This is a genomic window from Geobacillus sp. PLS 41 (assembly GCF_056494105.1).
In genome coordinates, this window is record NZ_CM151395.1 from 2,892,836 (window position 1) to 2,905,169 (window position 12,334).

At 56.7% G+C, this 12,334-nt stretch carries 10 protein-coding genes; all 10 read right to left on the minus strand.

Translation table 11 applies throughout. The features are described from left to right. Positions 1-19: 19 nt before the first annotated feature. Positions 20-3,583 carry a chromosome segregation protein SMC gene (smc, locus tag ACVX3G_RS14450; RefSeq protein ID WP_021321696.1) on the minus strand — a complete coding sequence of 1,188 codons (3,564 nt, stop codon included), beginning with the start codon at positions 3,581-3,583 and terminating at the stop codon, positions 20-22. 228 nt (positions 3,584-3,811) lie between these two features. Then, positions 3,812-4,552, minus strand: coding sequence for a ribonuclease III (gene rnc / locus ACVX3G_RS14455; RefSeq protein ID WP_011230692.1), 741 nt, complete (start codon positions 4,550-4,552; stop codon positions 3,812-3,814). Between the two features lie 179 nt (positions 4,553-4,731). Beyond that, on the minus strand, positions 4,732-4,965 hold the full coding sequence (locus ACVX3G_RS14460) for an acyl carrier protein (protein WP_011230691.1): 234 nt from the start codon (positions 4,963-4,965) through the stop codon (positions 4,732-4,734). 61 nt (positions 4,966-5,026) lie between these two features. Continuing rightward, positions 5,027-5,770, minus strand: coding sequence for a 3-oxoacyl-[acyl-carrier-protein] reductase (gene fabG, locus ACVX3G_RS14465; protein WP_013523380.1), 744 nt, complete (start codon positions 5,768-5,770; stop codon positions 5,027-5,029). 4 nt (positions 5,771-5,774) lie between these two features. Next, a complete protein-coding gene (gene fabD, locus ACVX3G_RS14470; RefSeq protein ID WP_011230689.1) occupies positions 5,775-6,716 on the minus strand; it encodes an ACP S-malonyltransferase in 942 nt (313 codons plus the stop codon). Positions 6,717-6,737: 21 nt separating this feature from the next. Further along, positions 6,738-7,721 carry a phosphate acyltransferase PlsX gene (plsX, locus tag ACVX3G_RS14475; RefSeq protein WP_011230688.1) on the minus strand — a complete coding sequence of 328 codons (984 nt, stop codon included), beginning with the start codon at positions 7,719-7,721 and terminating at the stop codon, positions 6,738-6,740. After that, on the minus strand, positions 7,705-8,301 hold the full coding sequence (gene fapR, locus ACVX3G_RS14480; protein ID WP_011230687.1) for a transcription factor FapR: 597 nt from the start codon (positions 8,299-8,301) through the stop codon (positions 7,705-7,707). The genes plsX and fapR overlap by 17 nt, the downstream gene beginning before the upstream one ends. A 299-nt stretch (positions 8,302-8,600) precedes the next feature. Further along, on the minus strand, positions 8,601-10,649 hold the full coding sequence (gene recG / locus ACVX3G_RS14485) for an ATP-dependent DNA helicase RecG (protein ID WP_011230686.1): 2,049 nt from the start codon (positions 10,647-10,649) through the stop codon (positions 8,601-8,603). Further along, complete coding sequence (gene sdaAA / locus ACVX3G_RS14490) at positions 10,646-11,530, minus strand: L-serine ammonia-lyase, iron-sulfur-dependent, subunit alpha (RefSeq protein WP_011230685.1); 885 nt, start codon at positions 11,528-11,530, stop codon at positions 10,646-10,648. The genes recG and sdaAA overlap by 4 nt, the downstream gene beginning before the upstream one ends. 73 nt (positions 11,531-11,603) lie before the next feature. Continuing rightward, positions 11,604-12,266: an L-serine ammonia-lyase, iron-sulfur-dependent subunit beta gene (gene sdaAB, locus ACVX3G_RS14495; RefSeq protein WP_011230684.1), complete on the minus strand. Its 663-nt coding sequence runs from the start codon at positions 12,264-12,266 to the stop codon at positions 11,604-11,606. Positions 12,267-12,334: the final 68 nt, after the last annotated feature.

Sequence of the window (12,334 nt, forward strand, 5' to 3'; positions counted from 1 at the left end):
CCAAAGCGCCTCCTTTCCATTATGACCGCACGAGCTCCTTCGAATCTTCCAAACGGACAGAAACAAGCTTTGAGACGCCCGATTCTTGCATCGTGACGCCGTACAGCACGTCCGCTTCTTCCATCGTCCCTTTTCGATGGGTGATGACGATAAACTGCGTGTCGCGGCTGAACCGTTTTAAATATTGGGCATACCGCTGCACGTTCGCTTCATCAAGCGCCGCTTCGACTTCATCAAGGACGCAAAACGGCACCGGACGCACCTTTAAAATCGAAAACAAGAGGGCGATCGCCGTCAGCGCCCGTTCGCCGCCGGAAAGCAAGCTTAAATGTTGCAGCTTTTTCCCCGGAGGCTGAGCGACGATGTCGATCCCAGTCTCAAGCAAGTCGTTCGGATCGGTCAGCCGCAAATCGGCGCGCCCGCCGCCGAACAGCTCGCCAAATACCTCGCCAAAATGGGCGCGGATTTGTTCAAACGTCGCGAAAAATCGTTTTTTCATTTCATCGTCCATTTCATCAATGACTTGGTGGAGCGTCGCCTTCGCCTCTTCCAAATCGGTTTTTTGCTCGCTTAAAAAGCGGTGCCGTTCGGAAACTCGTTCGTATTCATCGATCGCCCCCAAGTTGACGGTGCCGAGCTCCTCCATGGCGCGCTTGATCAGCTTCACCCGCTTGCGCGCCTCATCGGCGCCGATCTCAAGCGGGTACGCGGAGCGAGCCGCTTCAAACGACAGCCCATACTCTTCGCGCAGACGGACAAGCAAATTCTCAAGCTCCACATCAAGCCGGTTCAACTTTACTTCTTCGTCTTTCACGACATCGGCGAGCTGTTTATGCTGCCGCTTCGTCTCTTTCCATTCCTGTTCCAAATGTTCAAGACGGCGTTGGAAATCGAGCCGCTGTTCGCGACGGCTCGCAATCAGCTCCAATGTCTTTTGCTTGTCCTCAAGCTTTTGCTTTCGCAGCTGCTCAATCTCTTCCTCGTTCCATTCCGGCGCCTCCATTTCCGCATCCAAAGCGGCTCGTTCGCGCTCTGCTTCTTTGAGCCCACGGATCGTTTCGGCAAGCTCCGCTTCCCATTCTTCCACTTTCCGGCGTGCATGTTTCACGCGCTCTTTCGTTTCCGCCAAGGCGATTTTTTGCTCCGTGATCGCTGCCTGGAGCGCCTCTTTCGTCGTTTGCTCCGTCTGTTTTTGCGCCTGCAGCCGGCTGATGTCGTCATCGATCGCCTGCAGTTTCTCGGCAAGCTGCTCAAGCTGCCTGTCAATGGCGCCGAGGCGGCGGTTGAGCTCTGCCATTTCGCGCTCGTCGTTCGCCTTTTCTTCATCATACAGTGCGAGCCGCTCGTCGATCCGTTTTTTCTGCCATTCGAGCTCGCGTTGCTCGTCCTTTTGTCTTTGCAGGGCCTCCCGAAGCGCCGCAACCTCTTCTTGCAGCGCGGCCGCCTGCGCTTCCTGCTCCGCCAGCTCGTGTCGTTTTGCGGCAACAGCCCGCTCAAGCCGAGCGATCGTTTCATCCATTTCCTGCAGTTTGACCGAAAGCGTCTCAAGCTCGCGGTTTCGACTTAGCAACGACGCGGTCTTTTTCGCCGCCCCGCCGCCGGTCATCGCCCCGCCAGGGCTGACGACATCACCGTCCAATGTCACGAGGCGATAGCGATAGTGAAGAAGCTTGGCCAGCTCATTCGCGCCTTTTAAATCGGCTGTCACGATGACATGGCCGAGCAAATGGGCGATCGCCGCCCTATAGGCGCGGTCGTATTCGACGAGCTCGCTTGCGATGCCGACAAACGCCGGATGGCGGTCAATCGCCGCCCGCTCCCGTTCGGAAAGCGCGCGCGCTTGGATGACGTCAAGCGGCAAAAACGTCGCGCGCCCGTAGCCGTTCGTTTTCAAATAGTGAATCGCTTGCCGCGCCGCCTGTTCGCTGTCAACGACGATATGCTGCATCGCCCCGCCGAGCGCCGTTTCAATCGCCGTCTCATAGCGGTCCGGCACGCGAATGAGCTCAACAATGGCGCCATGAATGCCGGGCAGAAGGTCGCGCGCCTTTAATACTTCTTTTACTCCTTGGACAAAACCGGAATAATCATGTTGCATCTCTTCCAACCATTGCTGGCGCGCTTTGGTTTGCTGCCGGTATTGGCGCGCCTGATGCAGCAACGCTTCATGCTGCTCGAGCTCCGTTTTTTGCGCTGCGAGCGCCGCGGCGAGAGCGGCTTGTCTGTTATGCGCTTCCGTCAGCGCCTGTTCGAGGCGGGTCTGCTCGGCCCATAAAGCCGCCCGCTTCTGCTCGAGCTGTTCACGTTCGGCGAGATGGCGGCGGTTCGCTTCATCGAGCGCCGTCCGTTTGGCATGCAGCTTGCCAAGCGCCTGCTCCACATGTGCGCGTTCGTTTTTCAACGCCGCCTGTTCATGAACAAGGTCGATGTAATCACCTTTTCGCCGCTCGATTTCTTCTTCAATGTCGGCTTCATGCGCCGAAAACAAAGCCTGTTTTTCTTTCAGCTCCCGCTCGAGCGCTGCGGCGCCCGCCTCAAGCCGGGCGAGTTCCTCCCGCTCGGCATGCAGCTGCTCCGTCAAGCGGCGCCGTTTCGCAGCCAGTGCAGCCGTTATGTCGTCCAGCTGCGCTTTTCGCCTCGCGGCATGCTTTTTTCTCTCTTTCAATACTTCTTTCCGCCCTTCGAGCTTCTCAAGCTCTTCGCTGGCTAAAAGAAGCACTTGCTGCAAACCGTCGATCGATTCGTCAATGGCGGTCATTTGATCGCGGAGCTGTTCGATTTGGGCTTCCATTTTCTGCAACGCCGCCGCCAGCGCCACTTCGTCCCGCTGGTGCCCATCAAGCGCTTCCTTCAACTCATTCCATTGCCCGCGCAGCTGCTCGATGTCGTGAACCATCAGCGCCACTTCAAATCGCTCGAGCTCTTCGCGTTTTTCCAAAAACTCTTTGGCGAGCGACGCCTGCATGCGGAGCGGCTCAAGCTGCTGTTCGAGCTCGTGCAAAATATCGTTGACGCGGTGCAAGTTGTCTTGCGTCTCCGCTAGCTTCGCCTCCGCCTTTTTTTTCCGCAGCTTGTACTTCAACACGCCGGCCGCTTCTTCAAAAATCGTGCGCCGCTCTTCCGGTTTGCTGCTTAAAATCTCTTCGACCCGGCCTTGGCCGATGATGGAAAACGCCTCCTTGCCGAGCCCGGAATCGAGAAACAAATCGACGATGTCTTTCAAACGGCACGGCTGGCGGTTGATGAAAAACTCGCTCTCCCCCGAGCGATAGACGCGCCGGGTCACGCTCACTTCCTGGTACTCAAGCGGCAAAAAGCCGTCTTCATTGTCGAGTGTGATCGTCACTTCAGCCACATTGAGCGGCTTGCGCGATTCGCTGCCGGCGAAGATGACGTCTTCCATTTTCGCCCCGCGCAACGATTTTGCTGATTGCTCACCGAGCACCCAACGGATCGCATCGGTAATGTTGCTTTTGCCGCTCCCGTTCGGACCGACGACCGCCGTCACACCAGGGACAAACTCGATCGATACACGGTCGGCGAACGATTTAAAGCCGATCACATCCAATCGTTTCAGGAACATGGTATGACGCCTCACCATCTTTCCACTGTGATCCACCACAAACACCCCGGAGCCCTTTTTGGAAACCGAGACGTTCGATCTTTTCATCCTACCATATGAGCTATCGAAAAAAACGCCTTTCTTCCCCCGCTCAAGGCGCGCATGTTCATCGAAACACCCATGAGCAGCGTTTGCTCTCCATCCCTTCGCACGTTCACAGAAAAAAGACTGACGTAACAGCGCCAGCCTTCACTGCTGATCGGCAGCCCGCAACGTTTCGAGCGCCATTTGCGCCGCATGTTGTTCGGCTTCCTTTTTCGAGCGGCCGACGCCGATGCCAAGCTCTTGGCCGTTTAACGCTACGCGGGCGACAAACTCCTTGTTGTGGGCCGGACCTTTTTCCTCCAAAATGGCGTATTCAAGCGTTCCGCTGCCGTCCCGCTGCACCAATTCCTGCAGCTGGCTTTTAAAATCCATCACATGAGAAAAAGCACCTTCATCAATTTTCGGAAACATCGTTTTCTCCAAAAAGCGGATGACCGCGTCCATTCCTTGATCCAAATACAAAGCGCCGATGAACGCCTCAAAGACGTCTGCCAAGAGCGCCGGACGCGTCCGCCCGCCGGTCAGCTCCTCGCCTTTGCCGAGCAAGACGAGCTCGCCGAACGACAGGGCGTTGGCAAATTTCACAAGCGACGGCTCGCAGACGATGGCCGCCCTCAGCTTCGTCAATTGCCCCTCGCTCATATGCGGGAACTTTTGAAATAAATATTGAGAAACGGTCAGCTCCAGCACGGCATCGCCTAAAAACTCAAGCCGTTCATTGTCTTCGTGAAGCCGCCGCCGATGCTCATTCACATACGATGAATGGGTGAACGCTTGAATCAACAGCTTTTCGTTTCGAAAGGTGATGCCGATTTTGTTTTGCAGCTCTTGAAACTTCGCCCGCCTCTTTTCATGGATGCGCTCTTTATCTTTTTGTTTTGACATAAAAATGCCCTCCGACTTCGTTCCAGAACAAAATGGCCGTGTCTTCTTCTATTATATCCGTTCTCCGGTCCGCTACGCGAGCGGGAATCGTGCGCTTTTTTCCGCAAGGCCCGCCGAGCATCCCTGAAAAAGCAGAGAAAGCCCCGTTCGAAGCAACGGGACTTTGCAAAAAAGCAGCATTACAGACGACTTTTTATGTAGTTCACAGCGTCTCCGACTGTGACGATTTTTTCCGCCTCTTCATCGGAAATTTCCATGTTGAATTCATCTTCAAGTTCCATGACGAGTTCGACGATGTCGAGCGAGTCAGCGCCCAGGTCGTCCTTAAACGACGCTTCGAGCGTCACTTGCGATTCGTCAACCCCCAGCCGGTCAACGATGATTTTCGTTACACGTTCCAATACATCGGCCATTGCGTTCACCTCCCTTCATGATTATAGTCGATTGGCAGAAAAAATACTAGCGCTGTTTTTCTTACGGCATCACCATGCCGCCGTCAACATGAAGCGTCTGTCCAGTCATGTAGCTCGCGGCGTCGGAAGCGAGGAAAGCGACGACGCGGGCGACATCATCCGGCTCGCCAAAGCGGGCGAGCGGAATTTGCTTTAACATTTCCGCCTTCAGCTCCGGGCTGAGCGCTTCGGTCATATCGGTCGTAATGAATCCTGGTGCGACGGCGTTAACGGTGATGTTGCGGCTGGCGAGTTCGCGCGCCGCCGTCTTCGTCAGCCCGATGACACCGGCCTTGGCGGCGACATAGTTCGCCTGCCCCGGATTGCCGATCACGCCGACGACCGAAGCAATGTTGACGATCCGCCCATAGCGCTGCTTCATCATCGGGCGCGTTGCCGCCTTCGTACAAAGAAATACTCCTTTTAAGTTCGTGTTAATCACGGCATCCCATTCTTCTTCTTTCATCCGCATCAATAAATTGTCGCGTGTAATGCCGGCGTTGTTGACCAAAATATCGAGGCGGCCAAAATGGTCAATCGTCGTTTTCACCATGCGCTCAACATCTTCAGCGCGGGCGACGTCCGCCTGCACGGCGATCGCTTCGCGGCCGAGCGAGCGGATGGCCTCGACAACTTCATTCGCTTTCGCCTCGCTGCCGGCGTAATTGACGGCAACGTTCGCCCCTTGGCGGGCAAGCTCCAGAGCGACCGCCCGGCCAATGCCGCGCGACGCCCCGGTCACAAGAGCAATTTTTCCTTCGAGCATCGCTTTATTCCCCTTTCAGCGCCGCAACGGTCGCTTCGAAGGAAGCAAGATCGTTCACCGCATAAACGCGGGCGTTGCGGTCGATTTTTTTCACAAGGCCGGACAACACTTTTCCCGGACCGATTTCGACAAACGTGTCGACGCCAAGCGAAAGAAGCGTGCGCACCGACTGCTCCCAACGCACCGGCGAGTACAGTTGTTCAATGAGAAGGCGGGCGATGTCCTCTTTTTTCGTCACCGGCTCAGCAGTCACATTGGCGACGACCGGAATGACGGCGTCACGAATCACCAAACTGTCAAGAACCGCTTTCAGTTTTTCTGCCGCCGGCTTCATGAGAGCGGAGTGGAACGGACCGCTCACCTCAAGCGGAATGACGCGTTTGGCGCCGCGTTCTTTCAAAAGCTGAGCCGCTTTTTCCACTCCGGCTTTCGAGCCGGAGATGACAATTTGCCCCGGGCAGTTGAAGTTGGCCGGCTCGACCGGATCGCCTTGGGCGGCGATTTCATTTGTCACTGCTTCAAGCGCATCAGCGTCCATCCCAAGCACCGCCGCCATCGTCCCTTCACCGGCCGGCACCGCTTCATCCATCAGCTCACCGCGGCGGCGCACCGCGTAGACGGCATCGGCAAACGACATGGCGCCGGCGGCGACAAGCGCCGTATATTCGCCTAAGCTGTGGCCGGCAACATAGTCCGCTTTCAGCCCAGCGCCGTCGACAAGCTGGAGCAAGGCGATGCTGGCGGTCAAGAGCGCCGGCTGGGCGTTATATGTCAACGTCAGCTCTTCTTGCGGTCCGTTGAACATGAGCTTGGAAAGCGCGAATCCAAGCCGCTCGTCAGCCTCCGCGATGACGGCACGGGCGCGGTCGTCATGCTCGGCAGCGTCTTTCGCCATGCCGACCGTCTGCGATCCTTGGCCAGGAAATAAAAAGGCGATTTTCCCCATTTTTGATTCCTCCTTTACCGATTATGCCCGTTCCAGCTCCGCTCTGATCGTGCCGATGACATCATGAACCACCATCTCTCGCGCCTGGCGGATGGCGTGGAAGATGGCGTTCGCATCGGACGACCCGTGCGCTTTAATGACCGGAGCATTTAAGCCAAACAGCGCCGCGCCGCCATACTCCGAGTAGTCCATCATTTTTTTCAGCCCGGCGAGCTTTGGCTTGAGGACGGCGGCGGCCAGCTTCGCCGCGACGCCGCTTGTCAGCGTCTGCTTGAGCAAGGAAAAGAGCGCCAGCGCCGTCCCTTCAATCGTTTTTAACGCAACATTGCCGGCAAAGCCGTCGGCGACGACAACATCAGCCACTCCTTGCAGCAGATCGCGCGCTTCGACATTGCCGATGAAATGAAGGTTCGTTTCCTTGAGCAAGGCAAACGCCCGTTTCGTTGTTTCGTTTCCTTTTTGGTCTTCCGTTCCGACGTTCAGCAAGCCGATGCGCGGTTTTTCGACGCCGCGCACGTTCTTTGCGTACACATGTCCCATCAAAGCGTATTGCTGCAAATGTTCCGGCTTTGCATCGACGTTGGCGCCGACATCCAGAAAGACAAAGCCGCGCCCATCCAACGTCGGCAGCGTCGGGGCGAGCGCCGGGCGGTCGATGCTGGCTGCCCGCCCGACGACAAACAGTCCGGCTGCCATGAGCGCCCCGGTATTGCCGGCGGAAATGCAGGCAGCGGCGCGCCCTTCTTTCACTTCTTCCGCCATGCGCACCATCGACGAGTTCTTTTTGCGCCGCACTGCCCGCACCGGCTCATCATCTGCTTCGATCACTTCGTCGGTGTGGATGATCGAAATGCGCTCTTCACCCGTCACATGCGGGCGAATTTTCTCTTCATCGCCAATCAGCGTAATCTCGATGTCAGGGAAATGGGCGGCGGCCATAAGCGCCCCGCGCACGATTTCGCCCGGGGCATGGTCTCCACCCATGGCATCAACCGCGATATTCATTGCTGTCCCCATCCTTTTTCTCTATGTTTGAACGATACATTTCAAACGTACCAGAAAAGACGAGCTCCTGGCCGACGTAGCTGTTCACCTCGACGATTGTGCGCCCGTGCGCCGTTTTTCCGGTCACTTTCGCTTTGGCTACGACCCGCTCCCCTTCTTTCACTTGGCGCACAAAACGAATGGTCGCTTTCGCTGTCAGCGCCAGTTCATCATGGATGACAGCGACGGCAAGCGAGTTGGCCTGAGCGAACAAATGATGGCCGCGGGCGATGCGGGTGCGCCGAAAGACGTGCTCCTCTTTCACATCGAAAATCGAAATGGCGCTCGCATCCGGCTCGATGTCAATAATGTCGCCGATCACTTCTTCAAGCGGCAACGCCCGCACTTTATCAGCGAACGACTGGCGGGCGACATTCTTGATGCGCTCACGCAGTTCGGGAATCGACAGCTCAAGCCGATCAAGGCGGATCGTCTGCACGCTGACCGAAAATTTTTCGGCGAGCTCTTCATCGGTGATAAACGGGTTTTCCCGGATCGTCTCCTGCAACAACCGTTGCCGTTCGCGTTTGCTTTTTCTCATCGATTCGTGACACCGTCCGATTTTATGACTAGGTACTAAAAGTAATATATAATATCACAAAACGAAATGCAAGCACAAAAAATGAACAGCGCCACATGCTGTCGGCCGCTGTGGATCCGACGCCCCCCTCGCCAAACGGCTTTCTGCTCCATCCTCGAGGCCCACAAACGAAATAGTGGGACAGGCATCTCCTGCCTCCTCCGTCCGAGCAATAAAAATATAGGCTTCCACTGGCCAAAAAATCAATTACCATAAAAAACAGCGGGGCGCGAATGCGCCGGCGCCTCCTCCCCTGTCTATTAATCTAGCTTTTCCCCATCGAGTATGCCGGACGCTTCCAGCTCGGCGCGCAGCCCGGCGTACGCCTCATCGCGCCAAAACGCGGCCGAGGAAACGAGCTTGGCGGCATCGCGGCGGGCGACTTCCAAAATGCGGTAATCATGCACTGGATCGCCGTAGCGGAATTCCGGGAGCCCGCTTTGTTTTGTACCGAAAAAATCGCCCGGACCGCGCAGCTCCAAATCTTTTTCGGCCAACACAAACCCATCGGCCGTTTCCGTCATGATGCGCATTCGTTCTTTGCCGACTTCCGATTTCGGGTCGGCGATCAAAATGCAGTACGACTGGGCGTCGCCGCGCCCGACCCGCCCGCGCAGCTGATGGAGCTGGGCGAGGCCAAACCGTTCGGCGTCGTAAATGACCATCACCGTCGCATTCGGTACATTCACGCCGACTTCAACGACCGTCGTCGAGACGAGCACATGGATGCGGTTTTCGCTGAACGCCCTCATGACGCGTTCTTTTTCGTCGGCCGACAGCCGGCCGTGCATCAAGCCGATCTCATATTTCCCGCGATAATAATGGACAAGCTGGCTATGGACATCGATGGCGTTTTGCACATCCAATTTGTCCGACTCCTCAATGAGCGGACAGATGACATACGCCTGATGACCACGGCGCAATTCCTTTTCGATAAAATCGAGCACGCGGGAGAACTGATGATGCTTCACCCAATACGTCTCGACTTTTTTTCGTCCGGCCGGCATTTCATCGAGCACCGATACGTCCATGTCGCCGAACGCCGTAATGGCGAGTGTGCGCGGAATCGGCGTCGCCGTCATCATCAATACATCCGGTGCATGCCCTTTCTCACGCAAAACGCGGCGCTGTTCGACGCCAAACCGGTGCTGCTCGTCCGTAATAACGAGGCCGAGCCGGCGAAACTGCACTCCTTCTTGAATCAAGGCGTGCGTGCCTACGACGATATCAATTGTTCCTTCTTCCAGTTCGGCAAGCACCGCTTTGCGCTGCTTTCCCTTCACTGAGCTTGTCAAGAGCGCGATCGTCACATCCGTATCGGCAAACAGCTCGGCGAGCGAGCGGGCGTGCTGTTCAGCCAGAATTTCCGTCGGCACCATCAGCGCTCCTTGAAATCCGGACAAAGCGGCGGCGTAAAGAGCGACAGCGGCAACGACCGTCTTGCCAGAACCGACGTCGCCTTGCAAAAGCCGGTTCATTTGCCGCGGCGAGCGCATGTCCGCCAAAATTTCGCCGATGACACGGCGCTGGGCGTTCGTCAAGACAAACGGCAATCCGGAAAGAAAGGACGAAAGCCGCTCTTCAGAAAACGAATGAACGACGCCGCGCCGCTCATCGCGCATCAATCGACGGAGCGCCTGCATTTTCAGCTGGTACAACAAAAACTCCTCATAGATGAGCCGGCGCCGCGCCTGATGCAATTCTTCGCGCGTGCGCGGAAAATGAAGGGCGCGGAGCGCTTCTTGTTTGTCGACAAGGCGATAAGCGCGGCGCAAAGCGGGCGGCAACGGGTCGGGAATGTGCTCGCCAAACTGTTCGAACGCCGCTTTCATCAACCGGCGCATCGTTTTCACCGTCAGTGGGCTGCGCACGGAGTAAACCGGCTCGATGCCGGTGGTCTCCGGAGCCGGTCCGAACCGAAGCTCGTAGGCGTTGATCGTTTGCCGATGCCGGTCCCATTTGCCGATCACCGTCACCGTCTCGTTCAGGGCGATTTTTTCCTTCAAATAGGGACGGTTGAAACAAACGACGGTGATCAAGTAGCGATCGGCCAGCATGCGGAAGGAAAGGCGCGATTTTTTCTTTCCGTAATACGTCAACAGCGGGGCGCTGTATACTTTTCCTTCCACTGTCACTTTTTCTTCATGGCGGACGGCGGCCAAATCTTTTTGTTCGTAATCATCATAGCGGTACGGGGCGTACGCAAGCAGCTCACCGACCGTTGCGATGCCGATGTCGGCAAGCGCCGCCGCCGTCTCTTCACCGATGCCTTTGACCGCCGTCACCGGCTGCTGCATCGCTTCGTTCACTTCGATGCCGCAGAAGCGCCGAAAATGCGGGCCGCAATGGCGCGGCCAGTCGGCGTCGCGGCCAACCCCCCTTGCGCCGTTTCTTTGAGCGCCACCGGCATGGCTGCACCGATGCGATACATCGCTTCAATCACTTCATCGCACGGGATGCGGCTTTTAATGCCGGCTAGCGCCATATCCGCAGCGATCATGGCGTTCGCCGCCCCCATCGCGTTCCGCTTGACGCACGGCACTTCGACCAGGCCAGCAACCGGGTCGCATACTAATCCCAACATATTTTTTAAGGCGATGGCCATCGCTTCGGCCGCTTGAGCAGGCGTCCCACCGGCCAGCTCAACCAGCGCCGCGGCGGCCATGCCGGCCGCCGACCCAACTTCGGCTTGACAGCCGCCGGCGGCGCCGGAAATCGAGGCGTTGTTGGCGACAATGTAGCCAAACGCCCCGGCTGTAAACAAAAACTCAATCATTTCCATTCTTGTCGGCCGCAGCTTCTCTTTCACGGCAAACAGCGTCCCCGGGACGACGCCGGCCGCCCCAGCCGTCGGCGTGGCGCAAATGACGCCCATCGCTGCGTTCACTTCGTTGGTCGCCATGGCTTTGCTGACGGCGTCTAAAATCGTCTCTCCGGACAAAAAACGGCCGCCCTCAATATAACGCTGCATCCGCACCGCATCTCCGCCCGTCAATCCGGAGCGGGACACAACCCCTTCGAGTCCCCTCTCGACGGCGCGCTCCATGACGGCTAGATGGTGATCCATTTGCGCGATCACCTCTTCCCGGCTTCGCCCGCTCACTTCCACTTCCTGACGAATCATCACTTCAGCGATTTTGATGCTGTCCTTTTCGGCCAACGCCACAAGTTCAGCCACATTGCGAAACATTTGATTCCCACCTGTCCTCTCTCCATCATGGCTTATCTTCTTTGATGCACATCAACATGAAACCGATTTCTTTTCAATCCGCAAGCTTCGCCACTTGAATGATGTTCGGCAGCTGCTCCAATTCTTGAATCAGATCATCGGTCAACGGCTGGTCAACTTCGATCGCCATGAGCGCCTCTTTCCCTTTCTCCTTGCGCGACACTTCCATATGGCCGATGTTGATTTTCTGTTTCGCCAACACCGAAGCCACCGCCCCAATCGTCCCATACCGGTCATTATGCATAATGAGCAGCGCCGGATGGTGGCCAGACAGCTTCAAGGCAAACCCATTCAATTCGACGATTTCGATTTTGCCGCCGCCGATCGAAATGCCGACGAGCTCAAGCTCGCCTTCATCATCGCCAATCCGCAGGCGCGCCGTATTCGGATGATGCGGAATCGCCTCCTCGGCGGAAAACGACACATCTACACCTTCCGCTCGGGCGATCTCAAGCGCATTCGGAAGACGTTCATCGAACGTGTCAAACCCAAGCAGCCCGGCGACAATGGCAACGTCGGTGCCATGCCCCCGATACGTTTCGGCAAATGAGCCGTAAAACGAAATGCGCGCCCACGTCGGCTTTCGGCCAAACAACTTGCGCGCAACCAAACCGATGCGCACCGCCCCGGCCGTATGTGAACTTGACGGCCCGACCATCACCGGGCCAATGATATCAAAGACGCTTTTGTATTTCATCTCCGCTATTCCTCCACAAAACAGAAAAATAAGAAAAATAGAAGGGAATGCTCCCTTCTATTATTCTA

Bases quoted from the DNA above. Each gene is read 5' to 3' on its own strand.
- rnc (WP_011230692.1), bottom strand. From the start codon at position 4,552: ATGTCAAAACAAAAAGATAAAGAGCGCATCCATGAAAAGAGGCGGGCG.
- ACVX3G_RS14460 (WP_011230691.1), bottom strand. From the start codon at position 4,965: ATGGCCGATGTATTGGAACGTGTAACGAAAATCATCGTTGACCGGCTG.
- fapR (WP_011230687.1), bottom strand. From the start codon at position 8,301: ATGAGAAAAAGCAAACGCGAACGGCAACGGTTGTTGCAGGAGACGATC.
- fabD (WP_011230689.1), bottom strand. From the start codon at position 6,716: ATGGGGAAAATCGCCTTTTTATTTCCTGGCCAAGGATCGCAGACGGTC.
- sdaAA (WP_011230685.1), bottom strand. From the start codon at position 11,530: ATGTTTCGCAATGTGGCTGAACTTGTGGCGTTGGCCGAAAAGGACAGC.
- fabG (WP_013523380.1), bottom strand. From the start codon at position 5,770: ATGCTCGAAGGAAAAATTGCTCTTGTGACCGGGGCGTCGCGCGGCATT.
- plsX (WP_011230688.1), bottom strand. From the start codon at position 7,721: ATGAATATCGCGGTTGATGCCATGGGTGGAGACCATGCCCCGGGCGAA.
- sdaAB (WP_011230684.1), bottom strand. From the start codon at position 12,266: ATGAAATACAAAAGCGTCTTTGATATCATTGGCCCGGTGATGGTCGGG.
- smc (WP_021321696.1), bottom strand. From the start codon at position 3,583: ATGTTCCTGAAACGATTGGATGTGATCGGCTTTAAATCGTTCGCCGAC.